The following is a 24610-nucleotide window of genomic DNA, read 5'->3' on the forward strand; positions in this document are numbered from 1 at the left end:
AAGCGAAGCACACAATAAAGTGCTCAATACCCAGTCAGCTCCATATAACCTGTTCCCGAATGAGAACCATCGATAGTAACAGGTCCTTCCCAATACGCGACAGATAGCGGCATTTTTGCGTTTACATTGAGTGCAGATACAGTGAGATTAACTTGTTGGCTTGGAATCGAAAGCTGCCACTCGGTCGGATAATTATGCCCTTGAATTTGAGTTTTCTTGCTTGGTTTTAAGCTGATTTCGTTCTGTTGGATAGCGGTACCGGAACCATCTTTATGCATCAGTTGCGCATGTGAGTAACTGGCTTGTCCGGTTTTTGAATCGCGAAGTTGGAACACGACCAAACTCGTTTCATCAGTTAGCCTTAGCGCAAACCAATCCCAACCCTGCTGCGATTCGAGTAGGTACTGTGAACTCCACTCTCTGTCGATCCAACCTTTACCCGATACTTGATGAGTTTTGCCATCAATGGTGACTTCTCCCTCCACATCAATAAAGGGCTGACTGTAGTAATACGATGCGGCCAGACCATCGGCACTTTTGGTACTGTAGCCTTGCTCTCCTTGCTTTTGATAGGGCGCATTGCTGGTGAGTTTTAGTGAGTAACCAAATTGTCTAGAGTGGGTATTGAGTGTGGCAGGAAACAAGTCATCGGTCGAAGACAACCATTGCCAATCATCGAGATAAACACGAAATGGTGAGGAGTCCACTCCGGCAATATCGGTTTGATCCCGTGACCATTTTTCATCGGCGTAGTGTTTATCTTTGGTGGTGACGGCGCTGTGGGCCATGTAAATTTGTTGGCTTTGCCATGTGGTTTTCTTTATTTCTTGTTTATTTTTCTGTGGAGCAGCAGCGAAACGAAATTGTGTCCATTGTAGGCCAAGCGGCTGACCTTGCTCATCGATTAGGTTTGCGGTTAAGTACCACCATTCATGACGAAAATCGCGATGCGCTTGATGATCAGCAGGGAAGGTGATCTCAACGCCTTTGACCACCGGTGTGAACGGCTTGGTTTCGGCTGGTGGTTCACTTCCTCTCAATAATGCACTTATGTTTTCCTGTTTGGATTCTTCACAGCCGATAAGAGATAAGCAACCAAGTACTAGCGCGATATTTTTCACGATGCGATTCATCACAACACCTCACTCTGCAAGCTGGACACCACTGGCTTGCTCACCAAGCGCCACAGTGGAATTAAAGTAGCAATCACGGCAACCAAAATGGTGACGAGGGCGATGCTTAGAGCGTCACTCCAGCTCCAAAGGTAATGTAAGCTCCATCCAAAAGCACGCAAAGTGACAACATCAGTCAGTAAATATCCGACCATCGCACCAAGTGGTAAAGCGATAACCAGCGTGAAGCAGACCAAGGCGGCAATTTGCCCAATCACCATCGCCATCAACTTTCGACGACTCACACCAAGCGCGTACAACTTTGCTATGGCGGCTTTACGTGCATCGAGCAACATAAAGCAGGCACTGAACAAACCAATCACGGCCACCATTAAGGTCACGCCATTGAGCGCGCGTGTGATAGCAAAAGTTTGCGAGAAGATATCCAAGGCAATGGATTTGATGTGCGCCTGATCGTAGAGCTGACTTGGATGCAGATTGAGTTGCTGTTGCAGGTGTTCGTACATCGCTTTTTTGTCGCCAGAGACTTTGATGCCCAGACTAATCGGTAAGTCAGTAAAGCCACTCTCTCGCCACAATTTAGGAGCGAGTAGAACTTCACCGTTGGGTGCGCCGTAGTCAAAGAAAATGGCTCCGACGGTCAGAGTCTTGTCTTGCAGCGCGTCGAGTTTCAACTGACTGCCTAGGGATAAACCAAGCTTCACCGCTGTTGGTTCACTGATCGCAACCAATTCCCCTTGATAAAAGCGCGGCCAGAACTCAGGAACACGAGACTTGAAGACCATGGTTTGCTCCAAGGTGTCTTTATCTTTGGTACCAAGCAAAATTGGCAAACCTTGCAGGTTATCGTCGACATAATACTGCTTATAAACCTTCTCAACGTTGTTGAACTGCTCCAGAGCGCGCTCGACGCTCGCGATCTCACTTTGTGATGGGCTGACATAGATATCCGCGTGTAGCCTTTGGTCAAGCCAATGCTTCAAGGTGGATTCAAAGCTGCCAACCAAGGTATTCATGCCGATATTGGCGGTCACCGCGAGCAGTAACGCCATCATAGCGAGCGATAGTGGAGATATCAGTTCGAGCAGTTCGGCAAACAAATATTGGAGTAAACCGGATGTGGCACGTTGTTCACTCCAATGAGCTAATACACTGAGTGTTTTCGGCAGATATAAAGGAATGGATATCACCAACACACCGAGCCATGCCATGGTGAAGCGGTGACTCTCGCTCATCCATAAACCCGCTAGCGCTAACACAGTGAGCAGAGCGCCAATGATGAAGAGCTGATTTTCGTTGGACGTTTCCGGCGCTTGATAAAATCCACCATGAGAAGAGAGCGGCTGATGAACTCGCTGTTTAAAGTGCTGCCAGCACGCGAACAAAGTGGCTACTAAAGTCAGCAAGAGTGCTTGTGCCCACCATTGCCACTGCCATGTACCAGGCAGCAGGGTTGCACCATAAAGTTGCTCAAGCGTCAGGGCGACGGTTGGATGTAGCCAATGGCTCAATTGCATCCCTAAAACGAAACCAAGTGAAGCCCCGAGTGTGACCAGAATCGTCAACTCCACTAACAGAGCAGAGAATACAATGGCCGGCGCAATGCCTGCTTGCTGAATTTGTACCAAAAGACGATTACGTTTGAGTAAGCTGTATTTCACGCCGTTGTAGGCGATAAACAGACCGACCAAAAACGCCAATAAGCTCATTGCCGTGAGATTGAGGTGGAAGCTTTCCGTCAGTGAACCCAGATCGGTACTGTTTCTGTTGGCAATCCATTGTCCTTGTTCTCCGACTAGACTTTGCCATTTCTTAAGGTCACTACTCTCTGTATCGCCATCGGTGCTGAAAACCGCGACATAGCTCAGTTGCCCTTGTTTGTTGAGTAACTGTTGAGCGAAACCAATATCCATCAACATTCGACTGCCTAGTTGCCGTTCATCGGGCAACACAACCACCTTGGTTTTTATGTCATCCAGAATCAAGAAGTTCACTGCACCCAGATTTTGGTGTTGTGACTGACTCATTACTACAATCGGCTCGCCAGCCAGGAGTTCAGGCAGAGGTAGTGAGCTATTAAACAGAGAAACATCTTGCTGGCTATTAGCATCGCTGGCGTAACGAGATCTTGAGGAGAGTGCCGCAATGAGGTCACTGCCCTGTATTGACCACCGACGCCCTTGTTCATCTCTGACTTTACCTTCAATCACTGGCAGCGAGGCACTCAATCCATTTTGCCTTAGTGAGAAGTAGAGGGATTCGGGTAAATAGCGCTGTCCTGCTGGTGGAATAATCAGGTTTTGCGCTTGAGCGCTAAGTTGCTCGGTGGATTCTGCATAGCTACGCTTGGCATTGAGATTGATGGCTTGCACTGCGACAAATAACGTCACGGCCAGCACAATACCGATCAGAATCGCAGCCGCCTGCAGTGGCGCTTGCCGATAATGAGCCGCAAACAGGTGAAGGGCGAGTTTGATGTGCGCGAACCTAGTTTGTTTCATAGTGAGGCTCTTGGTTTTCCGGTTCACGATCAACGTGGTTATGTTGCAGGTGGCCATTCGTTAAACGTAACTGAGTCTGCATAAAGTCAGCACATTCAGCGCTGTGAGTCACCAATATCACCGCGGCTTTACCCTGAGTGGTGATTTCACTCAGTAGCTTCATTACCTCTAATCCTGCTTTTTGGTCGAGGTTTCCGGTAGGTTCATCGGCGAGCAAAAGCTTTGGTTTGTGGGCTAAGGCTCGGGCTATCGCGACACGCTGCTGCTGACCGCCAGAAAGGGCAGAGATATGTCTATCAAGCAGGGGACTGATGCCTAACGTTTCCACCAGATAGTCACACCATTCGTTCCATTTCTCTTGGTTCAAGTGCAATGGAAAGGCAATGTTTTGTTTAACGTTGAGTGGGGTTAACAGGTTGAATTGCTGGAAGATAACGCCAAGCTTTTGATATCGAAAGCGGCTCCATTGAGGGTCTTTCCACGTGGCGGTGTTTTCTCCATCCAACCATAATTCACCGCGAGAGAGAGGCTCAAAGCCTGCAATCAAATTCAGCAGGGTACTTTTTCCACTACCACTTGCTCCCGTTAATGCCACGCTTGCACCTATTGTCAGGGTGAAGTTGACGTCTTCCAGCACGCGGTGTGTCTCTTTGCCATCCACAAAGTTTTTGCTGGCACTTTTAAGTGTGACAAGTGGGCTTTCCATTTCCTCTCCCTGTAATCCAACAACTTGTGTCGTTTCTTTTGGCGGTTTTGTATCTATAAGATTTTAGACAACAAACTGAAGAAGATAGCGATTAACGTCGACTTCCTGACTACTTGTACTCAAAAGAGAAGGGGATGGTTGAGTGTCTTGGGGAGATAGCAGGCATTAAAAAAGCCCGAGTGATACTCGAGCTTGTAAGATTGGATTCAGACTTAAAGCTTACACGTAGTACGCTTCAACTTCGCCTTTCAGTTTGATCAGCATTGGGTTACCGAAACGGTCTTTTGCTTTTGGAGACGCGATTTTTACCCAACCTTCGCTCACGCAGTATTCTTCAACGTCAGTACGCTCTTTGCCGTTAAAACGGATACCGATTTGGTGCTCAAAGCACTCTTTCACAAAGAATGGGCTACGTGGGTTACCCGCAAGGCGATCTGGTAGAGCTGGTTTAGTAATGTCGTTCATTTTATGACCTGGATTCCGTAAAGAAAGTGCGTCATTGTAGTCAGTGTCTGCGCAGTGTTCAAGATAACGTTACTCCAATGTCTGGATTATGGTTTTCTGTGTAGGGTGCTGCTCTGATCAAACCGTATATCAGTTGCCTGCTAGCCCTACCGCCGGATAGTCATCTGCTTACATAAACAGATTGGCTGAAGGCATGCACAAAACCGCTATCTCCATTTATCTATGAGACTCCTAACAGCCAGTCCTCTGTTTAATAAGTAGTATCCGTGTCATCGTGAAAACAATGGATTTGTCCCTATGTATAAATATAAATTACCTGTCCTTGAAAAAATCGGTTTCGGTGCCGGTGACATGGCGGTCAACGTGGTGATTTCATCAATGATGTTAATCATTACATTCTTCTACACGGATATTTTTGGCATCAAACCCGAAGATCTAGCGATGCTATTTATCGTGGTTCGTCTAATTGACGCGGTGACCGACCCGGTGATGGGCATGATTACCGATAAGTTTACCTCTCGTTGGGGGCGCTATCGTCAATACCTACTCTTTCTGGCGATTCCGTTCGGCATCTCGGTCTATCTTGCTTTCAGCACACCAGACGGTGACTACAACACCAAACTGGTTTACGCCTACGCAACGTACATCCTTGTTACCGTAATGTTTACTGCTGTGACCATTCCGTACATCTCATTAATCAGTGTGATGACCGACGACCCGAAAGAGCGCTTGTCTGCGAATGGCTATCGCTTATTCTTCGCTAAGATCGCAGCGTTTCTAGTCACTATCATTGTGCCACAACTGTCTGCTGTCTGGGGTCAGGATAACATCCAACTGGGTTACGAATACTCGATGGGATTAATGGGACTGATGGGCACTCTTCTGTTCCTATTTTGTTTCGCTACTACCAAAGAACGCATTGAACACGTAGTCGACAAAAAATCGTTCAAAGACCAAGTTAAATTACTGATGAAAAACGACCAATGGTTAGTGCTTTGCGCGGTATGTGTGACGGGCACTATTGGTTACGTGATTCGTGGTTCGGTTGCAGCCTATTACGCCAAGTACTACCTCGGTGGCGACGCAGGCACGATTTCAGCATTCCTTGCAACTGGTGTTGGCGCGGCGATTCTGGCGATGGTTGCATCAACCTGGATTACGAAGTCGTACTGTAAAATTAAGCTGTTCCGCTACAGCCAGGTCGCGGTACTTCTACTAAGCGCAATGCTTTACTTGTTTGTAGGTCGTGACGACTTAGCTCTTGCTTTCGTGTTGTATTTCTTGGTCTCTTTCGTGGTGGATTTACACGCACCGGTATTTTGGTCAGCGATTGCAGAAGCCGTGGATTACGGTGCATATAAAACGGGTCAACGCGTGTCAGGTCTTGCGTTTGGCGGCATCTCATTTAGCCAGAAGTTGGGAATGGGTATCGGCGGAGCAGTGGTCGGTTGGCTGCTGACTTTCTTCAACTACGTGCCAAATGAAGCTCAATCAGATTACGCGTTAACGGGTATCGCGCTGATGCTGACGATTATCCCTGGCTTCTTCCACTTCTTAATGGGTTCACTGATGTTCAAATACAAAGTGACCGATAAGTATTACCAGTCGATGACTGCGACAAACATCTTAGAAGAAGAGAAAAACTTAAGTGACGTTCATTCTTCAAAACCTCAATCAAGTTACGTAAATTAAGGTAAGCAGTATGACTGATTTCGTCAATCCTATTATCGAGCAACGTGCCGACCCGCATATCTACAAGCACACGGACGGTTACTACTATTTCACCGCTTCGGTACCGGAATACGATCGCATTGAGATTCGTCGGGCAAAGACCATTGCTGAGCTCGACAGCACTAGCGAACTGATCAACGCATGGTACAAACCTGATACGGGCCCATACAGTGACTTAATCTGGGCACCGGAGCTGCACTTTATAGACAACGCCTGGTATGTCTACTTTGCTGCCGCACCGTCTAGAGAAATCGTGGATGGTTTGTTCCAGCACCGTATGTACGCGATATCGAATCCGAACCCAAATCCGATCACACCGGAATGGACATTCGAAGGACAAATCGACACGGGTATGGATACGTTCTGTCTGGATGCGACCTCGTTCAGTCACAACGGTGTTAATTACTACGTTTGGGCGCAAAAGGACAACAACATCGGCGGGAACTCCAACTTGTACATTGCCGAGTTAGAAACGCCAACCAAGCTGCGTACAGCGCCACAGTGCCTGACGATTCCAGAGTTTGAGTGGGAGCAAATTGGCTTTTGGGTCAATGAAGGGCCATCGGTTATTCAACGTCACGGCAAGTTCTGGATTACTTATTCTGCCAGTGCAACAGATGAAAACTACTGCATGGGATTGCTGTACGCCGATGAAAACAGTGACTTACTTGACCCGAAAAGTTGGGTGAAAGCCAAAGAACCTGTGTTTAAAACCAACTGGGAGAAAAAGGTGTACGGGCCTGGCCACAACAGCTTTACCGTCGATGAAGAAGGCCATGATCTGCTGGTTTATCACGCGCGCGATTACACCGAAATTGAAGGCGACCCACTTTGGGACCCTAACCGCCACACTCGTATCAAACGCCTGATTTGGAAAGACGGTTTTCCACTCTTTGGCGAAGCGATTTAGTCCTGTTATCTCAGTACCTGCGATTTGCAGGTACTGTGTTTTTGAAAGGAGCCTCTATGCCCAACAGCATAATCCCACCCGACTCGATCAAGGCTACGATTGAGCGCGATCTTTTTACAGATGGCGAGCCTGCCAAGGTTCATATCTTACGTAATCATCACGGCATGACAGCCACCTTTATGGACATTGGTGCGACATGGTTAAGTTGTCAGCTTCCTACGTCATCCGGGACGCGAGAAGTTCTTCTCGGAATGACATCTCTGCGCGATTATCAGTCTCATTCTGCTTTTTTAGGTGCGACCATTGGCCGTTTTGCCAACCGCATCGCCAATGGCCAGTTCAGCTTAAACGGCCAAACTTATTCCATTACTCGAAACGATAATGGTAACAGCCTGCACGGTGGTGTTGAAGGCTTTGATAAACGCCGCTGGTTAGTGAAAGACAGAAGCGATTCGCACATTACTTACTGTTTGATGTCTGCTGATGGTGACCAAGGATTCCCGGGGAACCTTACTGCTGAAGTCGCTTATACGCTGACAGAAAACAACCAGCTGTGTATCGAATACTCGGCGATTTGTGACCAGGACTGCCCGATAAACCTGACCAACCACGCCTACTTTAATTTAGACGGTGCAGAATCTGGCAAGACCATTCTTGACCATGAGTTGCAACTGCTCGCTAACGAATACCTGCCCACCGATGAAAATCTTATCCCAACCGGAGAGCTAAAAGCGGTAGCGGGCAGCAACTTTGACTTTAATTCTGCTCAGGTAATCGGTACTCGTCTGGAGCAAGATGAAGATCAGAAGCTAGCCAAAGGCTATGACCACGCTTTTACCTTACCAGAAGAGCTGACTGATGGTGCCAGCACTATTGCTCGCCTGACCAGCTCAGATAAGCAGGTGGTGATGTCTGTGTTTACCGACAAACCTGCGATTCAGTTCTACAGCGGCAACTTCCTGGCAGGGACGCCATCACGTAATGGGGAGTATCGGAATTATCAAGGGCTAGCGCTTGAGACTCAGTTCTTACCTGATTGCCCAAACCACCCAGAATGGCCAGAAGCGAACAAACGCTTTATTACCCAAAAGTCGTTCTACCAGCACCAAACCAGTTACCAGTTTAACTTTCAGTGATCAGAGATGATTCGGGCAGGATAAATTCCTGCCCGACATGTATACCCAGCATTTTAAGGATACTTGGGTATACTTACATCACTTTCTCACGATAGAGTTTCGGGCTTAATCCTGCTTTGTTCTTAAACACTCGTGAAAAATAAAGCGGATCGGAATAGCCAATCAAGCGAGAGATTTGGTTGATGGAATAGTTCGACGTCACCAACAACTGCTTGGCGCGACTGATTCGTTGGTCATCACGCCATTGGGTAATCGTCATGCCAACTTCATCCCTAAACAGATGCCCTAATCGAGATGGAGACAAACATATCAATTCCGCGAGTTTTTCATTAGTAAACTCTTCATTAAGGTGCTTAGCTATGTAATTCAAGACTTCGGTGATTCGCGGATCGACACGTTTTTTGATCAGGTTTGGCTGATTCATTTTGCAACGAATAAGCAGCTGTTCTAATAAGTTCAGCGTTAACTCATCGCTGTAGGGTTCGTCTTGCTTGCTCAGCTCTTCTATTTGTTTAAAGAGCTGCTTTATCTTCTCCTGATCGTCAATGTGGACGCCATTGGTGATAAACACGCCATTGATGGAATTCTCCCACTTAAGGCGATTGATCCAGTAAGCCCGAGGACGAAAATAGATCCAGCGGTGATGCCAGTCTTCCGCCTCTTCAGAGCGGTGGTAGTAGTGGGGTACTCCAGTTGGGAAGAGTAATAAATCCCCTTCATTAACCGTAAAGGATTCGTCTCCATGGAACACCGTTCCCTGTCCTTTGACCGTCAGGTTGATGATAAAACCCTTCATCCCATTGGGACGATCGATGACAAAGTCTAGAGCGTTGTCTTTCGAGATTGGTGTTAAGCCCGCAACTAAATGAGCATTGAAGTCATATCCAGGTTTCAATGGATCGTTTTGCATTCTCTCTTCCGTATAACAGCATTAACAAGCGCCACAAAATCGTGCGGCGAAAAAATAAACCAGAGTGGGAAGCGTTGTTTACGTTGTTGTTTTAACTCTTCACCATGATTATCGGTTGCAGCTATTATTTTGTTGCGATGGTAGACGTCTAACACGTCATATCATATCGCTACGCCACAACCCGTCATGCTAAGCATGGATATATCAGTATAGTTGTCACAAACCGCACTACTATTCTTGTTCCTTTGGCATGCGCATGACCTGCCAATACTACTCGATTACTTTGCGCAGTAAAAAAATAGGTAACGAAAACGAGAGGTAGGGAATTGCTAAAGCAATTAGGGGAGATGGCATGATGTGCGGGAAGTCGGATGTCAGATATATAGCAAAACACCTACTCGACTGACCCCCTCAGCCGAATAGGTGCATGCGTATTATTAGATACCGCTGCTAAAACGGTAGAACAGGCTGTTGTGTTTCAGCTCCGTTTTGAAGTCACGAACGGTTGTGTTTTTATCAATCACGACCAGCTCGATACCAGCAAACTCAGCGAAGTCTTCCAGCATATCTAAGGTGACGTTTTGTGTGTATACGCTGTGGTGAGCGCCACCCGCGTGAATCCATGCTGCTGCAGAAACTTCCAGATTTGGCTGAGGTTCCCAAAGCGCGTGAGCAACAGGCAAGTTAGGTAGCTCTGACGGCGGTGTCACGGTATCAATTTCATTCACCAACAAACGGTAACGGTTACCAAGGTCAATTAAGGTCGCCACTAACGCAGGACCAGATTTCGCACTAAAGATCGCGCGTGCAACATCGTCGGTTTTGCCAATCGTATGGCGATGAATCTCAATCGATGGTTTGTCTGCAGCAATAGTCGGACACACTTCCAACATGTGCGCGCCCAATACCTGCCCTTCACCAGTTAGGTTGTAGGTGTAGTCTTCCATAAATGACGTACCGCCCGGTAAACCTTGTCCCATGGTTTTAATGATGCGTGTCAGTGCAGCTGTTTTCCAGTCGCCTTCGCCGCCGTAACCATAGCCTTTTTCCATTAAGCGTTGAGTTGCCAGACCAGGCAGGTTAGTCAAACCAGTCAGGTTTTCAAACGTATTCACGAACGCCATGCAGCCACGAGCTTGTAGGAAAGTCTCCATGCCCAATTCTAGACGCGCTTCGTTCTTAAGAATTTCCAATTGCTCCTGCGTTTCAAAGATTTCAGGCGCGATTCTGTACGTCGCACGGTACTCTTCTAGCAGAGCGTTGATCGCGCTGTCTTCTACTTGGTTGATCACTTCGGTTAGTTCACCCAAACCGTACGCGTGCACTTCAAAACCAAATTCGATTTGTGCGCTGACTTTATTACCTTCAGTTACCGCAACCTGACGCATGTTGTCACCGAAGCGTGCGACACGTAGAGTATGGCTTTCATGCCAACCAATTGCAGCACGGCACCAGTGGTCAAGTTGCTTGCGCACTGACGGTTTTTGCCAATGTCCGACGATAACGCGGCGATCCAGACCTAAACGTGTACCGATGAAGCCAAACTCGCGGTCGCCGTGAGCGCTCTGGTTAAGGTTCATGTAGTTCATGTCGATGCTTTCCCAAGGCAGCGCTTCGCTGAACTGAGTATGCAGGTGTACAAATGGTTTATTCAGCTGCTTAAGACCTGAAATCCACATTTTTGCTGGCGAGAAAGTGTGCATCCATAGCACCACACCCAGACAGTTTTCATCGTTGTTCGCTTGTTGGCAAACGTGGAGAATTTCTTCTGGTGACTTCACGGTCTCTTTACACACAACAGGCACGCATACATCATTACCCTGGTTAAAACCTGCAACGATCTCTTCGCTATTTTTTGCTACTTGCTCCAGTACCTTAGGGCCGTATAGGTGCTGTGAACCTGTGATAAACCATACAGATTTGTTTGTTAAATTTTTCATAAGTGCCTCGTTAATTCTGTGTCGTATTGGTCGCCTCGCTACTTGCCAGGCGACAATTGTTAATTACTTTTGTCCGTAATACGCGTCTTTACCGTGCTTGCGTAAGTAGTGCTTATCCAGCAAGGTCTGTGGGATTGGTAACGTGCTCGGGTTGATAGACAGGGTGCGGAACGCCATTTTGGCAACTTCTTCCACCACCACCGCGTTATGTACTGCGTTGTGTGGGTCAGTTCCCCAGGTGAATGGCGCGTGTTCGCGAACCAAGATTCCAGGAATCGCCAGTGGGTCAGTTGCACCAACTGTCTCGACGATCACTTTGCCTGTATTCAGCTCGTAATCGTTTTCAATCTCTTGTGTGGTCAAGGCGCGGGCACATGGAATATGACCATAGAAATAGTCCGCGTGTGTGGTGCCAAAGGCTGGAATCGCTGCGCCGGCTTGCGCCCATGACGTCGCATAAGAGGAGTGTGTATGCACGATGCCACCAATTGACGGGAACTGACGATATAGCTCTAGATGCGTCGCGGTATCAGAAGAAGGCTTAAGATTGCCTTCAATGATTTCACCTTGCAGATCCACAACCACCATGTTTTCCGCACTGAGTTCGCTGTATTCGACGCCACTTGGCTTAATAACCACTAAACCTGATTCGCGATCGATACCTGAAACATTGCCCCAGGTAAAAGTCACTAGGTTATGACGCTGAAGATCCATGTTGGCTTGCCACACTTGATGGCGTAGGGCGTTCATACGTTCAGCCAATGAGTTCACTTCATTCCATGTTGCTTGTTCAGACATCTGTACGCTCCTGAGATTGGTGGAACTCGGCTATTTGTTCCATGTGCTGGCCAAGTTGACGATAAGTCGCGTAGCGGTCCGCTCGCAGTGCTTGCACTTGTGGATTTGGAGAGTAAGTTTGACGAACTGGACTTGCCATTACGTCTTGTGCGGCTTTGGTGTCTGGGTATACGCCAGCTGCGACTGCAGCAAAAATCGCAGCACCCAGTGCACAGCACTGATCGGATTCGACTACGATGATCTCGCGGCCAATCACATCCGCACACATTTGCATCACGAAAGGAGATTTCTGAGCAATACCACCGATTGCAATCACGCGTTCAACTTTTACGTCTTGTTCAATGAAGCAATCTACAATCGCTTTCGCACCATGCGCCGTCGACTCAACCAGCGCTGAGAATATGGCCGGTGAAGCGCTACCAAGGTTCAAATCACAGATAGCACCTTTTAAGCGTTGGTTTGCGTATGGTGTGCGTCTACCGTTGAGCCAGTCCATCGCCACTGGAGTGTACTTGTCGATGCCTTGTTGCTCAGCCGCTTGTGATAGCATTGGCAATAAATCAGATGCGATCTCTTCTGCGGTTATGGCGAAGTCTGGGTTACGCTCTGCGTACGCTTGTAATGGCCACATAAGAACATTCTTGAACCAGGCGTACATATCACCAAATGCAGATTGTCCTGCTTCTAGTGCCAGTAGTTCTGGCATCGCACTGCCCTGAACCTGCCCACAAATACCGTGAATAGTACGATCGCCCACCTTGTCTGCTTCAACCATCAAAATGTCACACGTTGAGGTGCCGATGACTTTCACCAGGTCATGCGCTCCAGCACCAGCTCCTACTGCGCCCATATGACAGTCGAATTCACCAATCGCAATCGCAATGCCTTCTGGCAAGCCCAGTTTTTCTGCCCATGCTTTTGACAGGTAACCGGCAGCTTGGTCAGAAGTAAATACTTCCGTGTACATGCGATCGCGAATGCCATCTAGCGTTGGAGAAATCGCGCTTAAAAACGCTTGGTCAGGCAGGCCGCCCCAGCTGTCGTGCCACATGGCTTTGTGTCCGGCAGCACAAATGCCACGACGCAGTTTTTGCGGATGTTGAGTGTCGGCGAGAATCGCTGGAATCCAGTCACAAAGTTCTACCCAGCTGTACGCGCTTTTAGCGACTTGCTCGTCCTGCTCGCTGACCCAAGCCGCTTTGGCCCAGAACCATTCAGATGAATAAACACCACCGATGTAGCGGGTGTAATCTGTAAACTTACCTGAGTGGGCGAGCTCATTTATCAGGTCCGCTTTTGACACTGATGTGTGGTCTTTCCAAAGCACAAACATCGCATTTGGGTTGTTTTCGAATTCTGGTAACAAGGCCAGGATGTTACCGTTTTCGTCAGTTGGAGCCGGCGTAGAGCCCGTAGTGTCTACACCAATACCAACAATTGAAGAGGTTAATGATGCCGGAACGCTTGTCAGCACCTCTTGGATAGCGCTGGTCATCGCATCCAAATAATCCTGAGGATGATGTCTGAATTGGGATTGAGCAGGCTGGCAATATAGCCCTTTCATCCATCTTGGGTAATAAACGACAGAAGAGGATACTTCTGTGCCGCTTTCTGCATTTACGATTAGAGCACGTACGGAGTCCGAACCGAAGTCCAAACCAATGACATGCTGTTGATGTGTGTTTATTGTTTCCATGACTGCTCCAACTTTTGGTCAGCAAACTAAATCTACTTGTTGTTATAGCTAGAGGAGCCTTTTTATCCCATAAAGAGGCCCGCTAACTTTATGGACAAAAACGTCATGGGCTTTTTTTTGTGTTCCTTTTAACACCGTCTGTTTTTAGGCGGGAACGGTAAAAACACGACTGATTTAACGATTCAACTAGGGGACTTACCGCTTGAAATAGTGATTGGTCGCATAATTGAGATCTGTGTCATAGCCGCTCTGGCTAAATAAATGGACAAATTCGCTACAATTTTTAGCTGTGATTGTTGTCACTAACAAATGTTCAAAAATCCACAAATATGTACAGCGAACACTCACCTCTACCAGTGGATGGATAACAATGAAACTCAAAAAACTCCTCACAATCGCTGCCCTATCTGGCGTCACAATGCTAAGCGCTTCTGCTAATGCATTTTTTGGTTCAAATGATGACACTCGACTAGGTTACCTGGTTAAACAACCTGAAGAACCATGGTTCCAAACTGAATGGTCATTTGCTGAAAAAGCCGGTAAAGACTTAGGCTTCGAAGTCGTAAAAATGGCGGTGCCAGATGGCGAAAAAACGCTAAATGCTATCGATACTCTAGCGGCGCAAGGTGCTAAAGGTTTCGTTATCTGTACTCCTGACCCTAAGTTAGGTCCTGCAATCATGGCGAAAGCGAAAAGCTATGACCTAAAAGTTATTACGGTTGATGACCAGTTCTTAAACGCTAAAGGCGAACCAATGACAGATGTACCTTTGGTGATGATGGCGGCAACCGCTATCGGTGAACGTCAGGGTATCGAGCTTTACAAAGAAATGCAGAGTCGTAACTGGGATGCTTCTACAACAGGCGTTATGGCGATCACAGCAGACGAGCTTGATACTGCACGTCGTCGAGTAGACGGGTCTATCTCAGCGCTTAAACAAGCTGGTTTTCCTGAAGGTCAAATCTACCGCGTACCAACGAAAACCAATGACATCCCTGGTGCATTGGATGCTGCAAACTCACTTCTTGTTCAATACCCAGATGTTAAACAGTGGCTTGTGGTTGGTATGAATGACAACACAGTGCTTGGCGGTGTTCGTGCAACGGAAGGTCAAGGATTCGGCGCTGACAACGTAATCGGTATTGGTATTAATGGTGTTGATGCGGTTAACGAATTGGCGAAATCTCAAGCGACTGGCTTCTACGGCTCACTACTACCTAGCCCAGATGTCCACGGCTACAAGAGTATTGAATCTCTATACAAGTGGGTAAAAGAAGACGTTCAGCCAGAGAAATATGTTGAAGTGACGGACGTTGTTCTTATCACTCGTGACAACTTCAAAGACGAACTAGCGAAAAAAGGGCTATAAGCTCGTTTTTGGTGGCGGCTCAGTTAGCTTAGCCGTCACCAACTGATTTAACGGAGAGAATGTCATGGCGAAGTCCCCCTCATACATCGAGTTTCGAAATATCTCGAAGCACTTCCCTGGTGTTAAGGCATTAAATAACGTTAGCTTCCGAGCAGACGCAGGCAGCGTACACGCTTTAATGGGAGAAAACGGTGCAGGAAAATCAACTCTACTCAAAACCTTAAGTGGCTTTCATCAACCAACTAAAGGTCATATCGCGATTGACGGTCAAGAAGTCGCTCTAAACTCAACCAACGATGCCCTAGAACACGGTATCGCAATTATCTATCAGGAGCTTAATCTGGTTCCTGAACTGACAGTTGCAGAAAATATTTATCTTGGTCAACTACCGACTAAAGGTGGCAGAGTTGACACTGAAACCCTAAATGCAAATGCACGTGTACAGCTTGAACGACTAGGTGAAACATTTGACCCTTCTTGCCAGTTAAAAGAGTTATCTATCGGCCAGTGGCAAATGGTGGAAATTGCCAAAGCGCTAAGCCGTAATGCGCAAATTATTGCTTTTGATGAGCCAACCAGTAGCTTGTCTCAACGTGAAATTCAAAACCTGTTCAAGGTTATCCGTGAACTGCGGGACGCTGGCAAAATCATCATGTATGTATCACACCGTATGGAAGAGATCTTCGACCTGTGTGATGCAATTACGATCTTCAAAGATGGTCAGCATGTGCAATCTTTCCACGACATGTCTGAACTGACACATGATCGCTTAGTGGAATTGATGGTTGGCCGTGAAATTACTGACATCTTCAACTACCGCCCACGTGCACACGGTAAGAGTGGTTTGCGCCTCGAAAACTTCGAAGGTCCGGGGTTAACCTCACCGGTTTCACTGGATGTTAAACAAGGTGAAATCCTGGGGCTGTTTGGTCTGGTTGGTGCAGGTCGTACTGAGCTTACTCGTCTTATTTTCGGTGCGGATAAAAAAACTGGCGGCGATCTTTTCTTACACGATGTCAAGATTGGTGTCAGAAACCCACAAGATGCAATTCGTTACGGCATTACGCTTTGTTCGGAAGATCGTAAAGCAGACGGCATCGTTCCTATCATGTCTGTCCAAGAGAATACGAATATTAGTGCGCGTCCCTGGCACTTAAAGTTCAAGAGCCTGATCGATTTTGACTGGGAAAAGAACAATGCGTCTAAACAGAAAGAAGCGCTAAACATAAAAGCTTCTTCTCTGGAACAACCTATCGGCAAGTTGTCTGGTGGTAACCAACAAAAAGTAATTCTTGGTCGTTGGCTATCAACTGCAATGAGTGTGATCCTACTTGATGAACCTACTCGTGGTATTGACGTCGGTGCGAAGTCTGAAATTTACGAACTCATTTTTAAGCTGGCAGAAAACGGTGTAACCGTACTCGTCGTATCCAGCGATTTGCCTGAAGTGTTGGGTATCTCCGATCGCGTAGTTGTCATGAAAGACGGTGCGGTTACGGGTGAACTGCAACGCGACGAATTTAACGAACAAACCGCTCTTCGTTTGGCAATGCTAGATAAAGAAGATTCGGCAGCCGCTTAAAATTAAGGAATATCATTATGTCTGTATCAACCCCTACTAAATCTATTGAGTCAGAAATAAAATCTGGCGGCTTCAACTTCGGTAAAATTTGGGATAAGTTTGGAATGCTAATGGTGTTTGCAGGTCTGTTTTTGCTCTGCTGCCTGTTCGTTCCTTACTTCGCTACCTTTATCAACATGAAAGGCTTAGGCCTGGCAATTTCAATGAGTGGTATGGTGGCATGTGCCATGCTGTTTTGTCTTGCTTGTGGTGATCTTGACCTTTCAGTTGCTTCAATCATCGCTTGTTCTGGTGTAGTCACTGCTGTGGCGATCAACGCGACTGGGAGTGTTGTACTGGGCGTGGGCGCAGGCTTACTTTCCGGGGTAGCATTTGGCTTACTAAACGGCTTTGTCATTGCAAAACTACAAATCAACGCGCTGATCACTACGCTTGCAACCATGCAGATTGCTCGTGGTCTGGGCTACATCATTTCTGACGGCAAAGCAGTCGGTATCACTGAAGAAAACTTCTTCGCGCTAGGTAACTCTTCTTTCATCGGTATTCCTACGCCAATCTGGCTCACCATTATTACTTTTGCTGTGTTTGCATTCCTTCTTAACCGCACAGTTTACGGCCGTAACACTCTGGCAATTGGTGGTAATGAAGAAGCAGCACGTTTGGCAGGTGTGGATGTAGTTAAAACTAAAATGATCATCTTCACTGTGTCGGGCTTTATCTCTGCACTTGCTGGGGTTATCTTAGCCGCACGTATGACCAGTGGACAGCCAATGACTTCTGTTGGTTTTGAGCTGGTGGTTATCTCGGCTTGTGTGCTTGGTGGTGTGTCGCTAAAAGGTGGTATTGGTAAAGTTTCTTACGTTATCGCTGGTGTACTGATTCTGGGCACCGTTGAGAACGCGATGAACCTTCTGAACATGTCGCCATTTGCTCAGTATGTTGTGCGTGGTGCTATCTTGCTAGCGGCTGTTATCTTTGACCGCTACAAACAGACAGCAAAAGCATAACCGAACAGCTAAATCCAAAACGCAAATTTAGAAAAAGTCCCTTCAGTTATGAGGGGACTTTTTATTTTTCGTGTTACAGCCCTTTAAAGTACTGAGCGTTGCTGGTCGGTTTAATCATCTGCTGCAAGGTTTGAGTGTTGTTCTCACAGCTCTCTTCGAGTCGTTTCAAGAGACCATTTAACCAATGATAAGCGACAAGCCGTTATCGAGAACGCGGTGTTTTGATACTACTTTCAAGTAATTCTGCTAACTCTTCTACTTTTTCTGGGAACTGCTCGGCGATGTTGACAACCTGGCCAATGTCATCCTGTAAATCAAATAACTGAGCGGTAGACAGGTTGCCTTTTTCATTGCCCGTGTATTGGCAGATAAAATCGTCATCGTGCGGCGGAATATAAGCGTAGCGTTGGTCTCTGAATACCTTCTTATATTGCATGCCCTCTAGCACCATATTGTTTCGGCCTAGGTGTTCCTTACCTAGCAAGGTGTTCAGGAGCGCTTGGCTATCCGGTGCTTCTTCCTCTTGCAGTTCAGAGCCTGTTAGCTGAGCAAAACAGTGATAAAGGTCTACTTGGTTGAACAACGCTTCCGTCTCTCCTCGGGCAGCGCCGTTTGGCCAGCGAATGATAAATGGAACTCGGGTCCCACCTTCAAACAAACTGTATTTACCGCCGCGTAGTGGTCCCGCAATACGATGATTCGCATTGAGCTCTACGGCTTCATCTTTGTATCCATCATTAAGTACCGGGCCATTGTCGCTGGAGAAGATTACGATCGTGTTGTCTGCCAGTTGCAGCTTTTCCAATTTATCCAGTACCTGCCCAATGCACCAATCCATTTCGACGATCACATCACCGCGTACACCATGGGGGGTGACGCCACGGAATCTAGGATTGGGAATGCGTGGTACGTGTGGCTGATGCAAGGCGTAGTAGAGGAAAAACGGCTGATATTGGTTCTGCTCGATAAACTCTATCGCTTTGTTGGCAAATTCTTCACCCATGGTTTCATCATCCCAGACTGCCGATTGACCACCGCGCATGTGGCCGATTCGGCTCACGCCATTGATAATGGTGCCGTCGTGGCCATGGTCGTACATCACATCCAGAAGCTCCGGATTGTGACGACCAGTAGGAACGCCATCAAATGCCTGATCCCAATCGTAAGTCACTTCTATTGGATCAGACGGGTCTAAATTTTCCACGTGACGGTTGTTGATATAAACGCAAGGAACTCGGTCATTCGTCGCCGCCATAATAAACGAATCGTCAAAACCTACATCATTAGGTGTTCCCTGAATTTCCTGATTGAAATCGAGTTCACCATTGCCAAGCCCTAAATGCCATTTCCCCACGATTCCGGTTCGATATCCTGCCTTTTGGAACATTTTTGGCATTGTGAAATCAGAGATATTGATGATCTGCGGGGCATCTCCAGGTAATACGGCAGCTTTAGGGTTACGCCAAGGGTAAGAGCCTGTAAGTAAACTGTAGCGTGAAGGTGTGCATGTCGCCGCAGTGGCATATCCTTGATGGAATTTAAGCCCTTCTTCCGCCAGTTTATCCAGGTTAGGTGTTGGAATGTCATTGGCTCCATAGCAGCTCAAATCGCCGAAACCGAGATCATCGGCATACATAATAATTACGTTAGGAAGTGTTTGGTTACTCATTAAATTTCCTTATTGGTGCGACAGATGTTGAACAAGTCATATGGGAGCAAGTGAGCCAGTATTCGGTTTTCTGCCCATGGGTCATCCACACGCACTAATTCTTCCGCCATCGCGCGTAAAAGGCGGCGTAGATCAGGAGATTCGGGATCGAAGGCCAGATTGTTGGTTTGGTACGGGTCTTGAAGATTGTCGAAAAATTGGGTTTCTTCGAGTTGTTCGGAAGCATTGATATGCAGTGCTAAGGAATACCGCTCAGTTTTAATGCCTCGGGCGGCAGCGAAATAGCCACGGAGTTTTCCATCTGCACTTGGTGCGCTATCAATGTTCTTCAGATAGAGAGCGTAAGTCGGGCTGGTTTCGATTGCTCCAGAGCGGAAAATCTCGGCGAGATCCCGGCCATGGATATCTGGTGGGCAAGATGATGAAAGCCCCATCAAACTCAACACGGTCGGCATAATATCAGCACTACTCAAAAAAGCTGGGTGTTGCTTAGCTTTTGTTTGTGAAGCGTTTTTGAGTAAGAAAGGCACACAAAAGGCCTCATTATAGAGGCTATTTTTAGCATCGGTGATGCCATGGCTACAGAGGGTTTCGCCATGATCACTGGTAAATACAACGATGGTGTTATCCCACTCTCCCTGCGCTTTTAATGTCGCCACCAAGCGTCCAAATTCGTGGTCGACCCCTGTTACGTTGGCGAAATAGAAAGGGGCACTGCGCGCTTTGTCCATCTGATGATCAGCATTTTCCCGTCTCAGAAGTTGCTTGGGTGAGTTGTCACAGTAGTGTCGCCAGTCTGATTCCCGGCAATCATTCAAACTATCATATGGACTGTGTGGAGGATTCATCGAAACAAATAGGGCAAAGGACTGATCTGGCCGCAGTTGCTGATGACGCGTGAGAAATTCAATCGCTTTGTCTGTTTCGTGTTCAGCTGACCATTTTTGAGGCTCGTGGCGTTGACCAAAAGTATCGTAATAATGGGGATTTCGGTGCTGATCGAAAGTGCCATAACCATACCATTCGTGAATAGCGTGACGACGTTGTGGCTCGGTATAAGAATCCCATGCTGGTCGATTAGGATCGACATACTGGCCTGGATTTTCTGGGTCATTTGGGGTGGGCAGATCAAGATGCCACTTACCAATGTAGCCAATATAGTAGCCCGCATCGGCGAGAACATCGGTAAAACAGCGAGTGTCTTCGGGTAACTGGGATTCAATGCGATCTGAATTGCAATTTAAAGGCACGCCACTTTTTGAGGGAAATTGTCCGGTCAATAAGCTACCTCGGTGTGGACTGCAAACTGGGCAGTTACTTACGGCATTGGGGAGCAGAGTCGCTAGTTCAGCAAACAGGTCTAAGTTTGGCGTCGAAACCGGATCTCCCTGTCCCGGCAGAAGGTCTTGGTAACCTTCTTTTTGCCATAGACTGAGTGACATTAAGCGAAACTGATCAGGAAAAACGTAGAGCAAATTGGGTTTTTTCATAGATTCAAAATGGCCATGTTTATGAAATGATAGTTTTTTCATATTGAAATTGCGTTTCATATATCTGTATCTGATCACATCATTACTAAAATAAAAAGATGTTTTAAAAAAAATAAGTGAAAATTACGAGTCACTTATTTTATTGAGATATTAAAATGCAGCCGTCACTGATTTCTGTTGTAAGCCCGCGCTCTAAACGTCCATTTCATGTCCTTACTAAGCCGATTGGACCTGTGTGTAACTTAGACTGTGAATACTGCTTTTATCTCGATAAAACCGAGTATTATCCGAGCACTAAGCGGTTTGATATGAATGAAGCGGCATTGGAAGCACACATCAAAAGCTACATTGAAAGTCAGCCTGCAGATTGCGTTGAGGTGACTTTTGGCTGGCAGGGTGGTGAACCAACATTAAGAGGCGTTGAGTTCTATCAACGTGTCGTGGAGTTACAAAGTAAATACGCGCGGCAAGGGATGCAGATCGTCAACACGCTTCAGACTAACGGGGTGTTATTAGATGACAAGTGGGGGGAGTTTTTGCGTCGTCATCATTTCTTAGTTGGAATTAGTATTGATGGCGATAAGGAACTGCATGATGTTTACCGTAAAAGCCGAAGTGGAAGAGGTTCGTATGAGCAAGTAGTACGCGGGCTACGTGTTTTGCAAAAGCATCAGGTCGAGTTTAATGTCTTGTCCGTAATACAAAATCACAATGGTAATCATGGCAAAAAGGTATATCAGCATCTTAAACAGCTGGGGGCGAAGTTTATTCAATTCATTCCGATTGTTGAAGTTGTCAAAGGTGAAGGGATTTCTGAGCGTAGTGTTTCGGCTGAGCAGTTTGGGCGGTTTATGATTGATGTGTTTGAAGAGTGGCGCCAACATGATATCGGTGATGTATTCGTCAGCCATTTTGATAATGCGCTGGGAATGCACCTTGGTTTGCCTTCTTCTATCTGTGTTCATGCCCCTCAGTGTGGCGATAACTTAGTCGTTGAGCACAATGGGGATGTTTATAGCTGCGATCATTTTGTTCACCCAGAATTTAAATTGGGGAATGTTAACCGGTGTGGTTACCCAGATCTTATTGAAACTCCGATCCAGCAGCATTTTTCTCATAGGAAGCCCTTAGGTAGTCAGCTGCACTGTCAGGGATGCAGCCAGCACACTTTGTGTCACGGGGCTTGTCCTGCCCAGAGAATTGATGATCAAGGAGAATTATCGTTAACGGCTAAGCACTATTTGTGTGAAGGGTATTTTACCTTTTTCTCTCATATTCGCCCGTACCTTCAGGCGATGGGAACGTGTTTGCGTCGTCAATTACCAGCATCCGATTACGCCCAGTTTCTGCGTTAAACTCAGGTTTCTAAGTCTAAAGTAATGCGCCTTATCTGAGAGTCAGTAACAGCCTCAATCTTTCTCACTAAATAGTACATGGCAGAGTAGTGTCACTTTTCCTCTGCCAGTTTAATACCAATCAGCGGTTATCTGGTTTTGTCGCATTTAGATAGAGCGACCAGATTTCCCACGCCTATAGAATCTTGAGTTAAAAGTTAAAGTTACTTCATCCACTTTTATTTGGTTTAAAAGCAACCGAGCAGGATTTATGTTTGCTTAATTATAAATAAATCGATGATTCAATTGTGTTTTCCTATAATTATCGATTTTTGCGAGCGATACATACATTGAATATTAAAAATGAAACGTAGTTTTGATCTTTATATCATAAATATAAAAAACCATTTCTATAACTGACAGTGATGAGTTCTAATCGCGACATTGATGAATTTATTGATAAGTGAGTGACTCGTGGCGATCAGTCTCAACCAATTAGCGAAGCGCGAAGCAAAATTTAGCGATAGAGCGGAAACTCTTCAGCTATTGAATCAGGTTGTGCATCGTCAGCTGTTGGTATTAACAGAACGCAGTTGCGAAAGTCCTACCTATAACAGTGCGGCCCATTATCCAGCGGAAGTAGCAAAGTTAGAGCATCTTTGCCGATTATTATGGGGAGTTGCACCTGTGAATAGTGAGCTTGACGATATTCATCTCCTGTTGCGTCAAATGATTGTTGCAGGCTGTGATCCTCATAGCCAAAGTTATTGGCAAGTGCCGAGTAACTATGATCAACGAGTCGTAGAGATGGCCTCAATCGCCGTTGCTATGGTCGATGCACAGGAGTGCTATTGGCAGCCTCTTTCTGAGCAAGAAAAAAAACAACTCGTTGACTGGCTTGGCTCAGTCACTTATCTCCAAATTCCCCCGAACAATTGGCGTTGGTTCCGCATTCTTATTTTGAGCGCATTAAAGATACTGGGTGAAAGCATTGATGAAAACGTGTTAGCGGATGATCTCTCCTTTGTGGATGCTTTATATCTCGTTGATGGCTGGTATCAAGATGGGGCTAACGGCGTGGTGGATTACTACAATCCTTTTGCTTTTCAGCTTTATGCGTTGGTTTACGTGCGTTGGCAACAAGGGGAAGGTGATTTTTGCCAACGCTTATTAGACCGCGCGGTGGCCTTTTCGCATGGTTATCAGTATTGGTTTGCCGATGATGGGCAGCCTCTTTGTTACGGTCGTTCTTTGAATTACCGATTTGCCGGAGCGGCATTTTGGTCAGAATTAGCCCGAAGCGAACATCCAAATATTGATATGGCAAAAGCGAAAAGTTACTGGATGCATACAATGCGCTGGTGGGCAAAACAACCTATTTGGGATCAACAAGCACAACTGCTGCCGGGCTTTGCTTACCCCAATTTACTGGCTAGTGAGTTTTATACCAGCTACGCATCACCGATGCTGGCACTGAAAGCATTCAACGCCCTTTATCTACCTGAACAGCATCCATTTTGGACAGCAGTAGATCAGCCTTTAGTGAGCAACATGTCTGCGATTTGGATTGGCGAGCACCATCAACTTGTTCGCCGTAAAGGGAGTTATCTATTAACTAATAGCGCGCCTGCTAACGAGCTGCGCCACTGCGAAGACAAATACAGCAAGTTTGCCTATAGCTCGGCTCATGGATTATGTGTTGAATCAACCCGTTGGCTGGATCAGGGCTGGGCAGGAGACAATATTTTTGCCTTCGCTCATCCGCAAACTCGTCAATGGATCAGCCGCGCCCGCAACAGCGATAGCTACCGAGAAGGCGATACTTTGGTTTCTCTATGGCAGCCTTTTGAAGGATGTGTTGTGCAAACCCGGCAACAGTTTTCTGAGCAGGGTGAAATCCGTAGCCACACGGTTACCACTGATGAAGCTCTGGATTTTGTTATGACTGGTTATGCGGTTGACGTTTGGTCTGCCTGGTTTAGCCATCACGTGGTTCAGCCTTCACGAGTTGTGTCGGAGCGGCTCTTCAGTGAACTGATTTTATTGCAAGGTGACGGGCAAACCTGTGTCTACCCATGTGCCCCGAATACCAATTTACTTTATCCCCATGCGAGTGTGCCTGCCATCACTGGGCGTATCGACCCCGGTACTCACCAAATTGTGGTGGCTGTCAACGCTGGTGCTGTGCCTCGTTAAGTTGGATGACTTACGCGAAGCATCGAGAAACAACCTC

General features: G+C 46.8%; 18 protein-coding genes. 8 read left to right on the forward strand and 10 right to left on the reverse strand.

The window, feature by feature from the left end; genetic code table 11:
• Positions 1–23: 23 nt before the first annotated feature.
• The 4 genes from ACWYU8_RS08465 to ACWYU8_RS08480 all read right to left on the reverse strand — a co-directional run bounded on the left by ACWYU8_RS08465 (position 24) and on the right by ACWYU8_RS08480 (position 4805).
• A complete protein-coding gene (locus ACWYU8_RS08465; protein WP_457518865.1) occupies positions 24–1133 on the reverse strand; it encodes a lipocalin-like domain-containing protein in 1110 nt (369 codons plus the stop codon).
• Positions 1133–3634 carry an FtsX-like permease family protein gene (locus tag ACWYU8_RS08470; RefSeq protein ID WP_457518867.1) on the reverse strand — a complete coding sequence of 834 codons (2502 nt, stop codon included), beginning with the start codon at positions 3632–3634 and terminating at the stop codon, positions 1133–1135. Before ACWYU8_RS08470 ends, ACWYU8_RS08465 begins: the two co-directional genes overlap by 1 nt.
• Entirely contained in the window at positions 3621–4340 is a 720-nt protein-coding gene (locus tag ACWYU8_RS08475) for an ABC transporter ATP-binding protein (protein ID WP_457518869.1), read from the reverse strand. The genes ACWYU8_RS08470 and ACWYU8_RS08475 overlap by 14 nt, the downstream gene beginning before the upstream one ends.
• 219 nt (positions 4341–4559) lie before the next feature.
• A complete protein-coding gene (locus ACWYU8_RS08480) occupies positions 4560–4805 on the reverse strand; it encodes a DUF3297 family protein (protein WP_444493886.1) in 246 nt (81 codons plus the stop codon).
• 297 nt (positions 4806–5102) lie between these two features.
• On the opposite strand from ACWYU8_RS08480, the gene ACWYU8_RS08485 reads away from it, so the two are divergent.
• Genes ACWYU8_RS08485 through galM form a run of 3 tightly spaced genes read left to right on the forward strand, consistent with a single transcriptional unit; the run spans position 5103 to position 8582 of the window.
• Positions 5103–6497 carry an MFS transporter gene (locus tag ACWYU8_RS08485; protein ID WP_457518872.1) on the forward strand — a complete coding sequence of 465 codons (1395 nt, stop codon included), beginning with the start codon at positions 5103–5105 and terminating at the stop codon, positions 6495–6497.
• A gap of 10 nt (positions 6498–6507) precedes the next feature.
• Positions 6508–7446, forward strand: coding sequence for a glycoside hydrolase family 43 protein (locus ACWYU8_RS08490; protein ID WP_457518874.1), 939 nt, complete (start codon positions 6508–6510; stop codon positions 7444–7446).
• A 56-nt stretch (positions 7447–7502) separates the two neighbouring features.
• Positions 7503–8582 carry a galactose-1-epimerase gene (galM, locus tag ACWYU8_RS08495; RefSeq protein ID WP_457518875.1) on the forward strand — a complete coding sequence of 360 codons (1080 nt, stop codon included), beginning with the start codon at positions 7503–7505 and terminating at the stop codon, positions 8580–8582.
• Between the two features lie 73 nt (positions 8583–8655).
• Here the strand turns inward: galM and araC are convergent, their stop codons facing one another.
• The 4 genes from araC to ACWYU8_RS08515 all read right to left on the reverse strand — a co-directional run bounded on the left by araC (position 8656) and on the right by ACWYU8_RS08515 (position 13926).
• Positions 8656–9492: an arabinose operon transcriptional regulator AraC gene (gene araC / locus ACWYU8_RS08500; RefSeq protein WP_457518877.1), complete on the reverse strand. Its 837-nt coding sequence runs from the start codon at positions 9490–9492 to the stop codon at positions 8656–8658.
• A 437-nt stretch (positions 9493–9929) separates the two neighbouring features.
• Positions 9930–11432, reverse strand: a complete 1503-nt coding sequence (araA, locus tag ACWYU8_RS08505; RefSeq protein WP_457518879.1) for an L-arabinose isomerase — start codon at positions 11430–11432, stop codon at positions 9930–9932.
• A gap of 63 nt (positions 11433–11495) precedes the next feature.
• Positions 11496–12230 carry an L-ribulose-5-phosphate 4-epimerase gene (locus tag ACWYU8_RS08510; protein ID WP_457518881.1) on the reverse strand — a complete coding sequence of 245 codons (735 nt, stop codon included), beginning with the start codon at positions 12228–12230 and terminating at the stop codon, positions 11496–11498.
• A complete protein-coding gene (locus ACWYU8_RS08515) occupies positions 12223–13926 on the reverse strand; it encodes a ribulokinase (RefSeq protein ID WP_457518882.1) in 1704 nt (567 codons plus the stop codon). The genes ACWYU8_RS08510 and ACWYU8_RS08515 overlap by 8 nt, the downstream gene beginning before the upstream one ends.
• A gap of 370 nt (positions 13927–14296) precedes the next feature.
• Between ACWYU8_RS08515 and ACWYU8_RS08520 the strand changes: the two genes are divergently transcribed.
• From ACWYU8_RS08520 to araH, 3 genes are all read left to right on the forward strand, one after another.
• Entirely contained in the window at positions 14297–15295 is a 999-nt protein-coding gene (locus ACWYU8_RS08520) for an arabinose ABC transporter substrate-binding protein (protein ID WP_457518884.1), read from the forward strand.
• 64 nt (positions 15296–15359) lie between these two features.
• Positions 15360–16877, forward strand: a complete 1518-nt coding sequence (gene araG, locus ACWYU8_RS08525; RefSeq protein WP_457518886.1) for an L-arabinose ABC transporter ATP-binding protein AraG — start codon at positions 15360–15362, stop codon at positions 16875–16877.
• Positions 16878–16894: 17 nt separating this feature from the next.
• On the forward strand, positions 16895–17884 hold the full coding sequence (gene araH / locus ACWYU8_RS08530) for an L-arabinose ABC transporter permease AraH (RefSeq protein ID WP_457518888.1): 990 nt from the start codon (positions 16895–16897) through the stop codon (positions 17882–17884).
• A gap of 202 nt (positions 17885–18086) precedes the next feature.
• Here the strand turns inward: araH and ACWYU8_RS08535 are convergent, their stop codons facing one another.
• Complete coding sequence (locus ACWYU8_RS08535; protein ID WP_457518890.1) at positions 18087–19553, reverse strand: sulfatase family protein; 1467 nt, start codon at positions 19551–19553, stop codon at positions 18087–18089.
• The gene (locus ACWYU8_RS08540; RefSeq protein ID WP_457519565.1) at positions 19553–21043 is read right to left on the reverse strand and encodes a sulfatase family protein; all 1491 of its coding nucleotides are present in this window, start codon (positions 21041–21043) and stop codon (positions 19553–19555) included. Before ACWYU8_RS08540 ends, ACWYU8_RS08535 begins: the two co-directional genes overlap by 1 nt.
• Positions 21044–21198: 155 nt before the next feature.
• Between ACWYU8_RS08540 and ACWYU8_RS08545 the strand changes: the two genes are divergently transcribed.
• Both ACWYU8_RS08545 and ACWYU8_RS08550 read left to right on the forward strand, forming a co-directional pair.
• Positions 21199–22398: an anaerobic sulfatase maturase gene (locus ACWYU8_RS08545; protein WP_457518891.1), complete on the forward strand. Its 1200-nt coding sequence runs from the start codon at positions 21199–21201 to the stop codon at positions 22396–22398.
• 453 nt (positions 22399–22851) lie between these two features.
• Positions 22852–24573 carry a DUF2264 domain-containing protein gene (locus ACWYU8_RS08550; protein WP_457518893.1) on the forward strand — a complete coding sequence of 574 codons (1722 nt, stop codon included), beginning with the start codon at positions 22852–22854 and terminating at the stop codon, positions 24571–24573.
• Positions 24574–24610 lie beyond the last annotated feature (37 nt).

The organism is Vibrio limimangrovi, assembly GCF_054064025.1.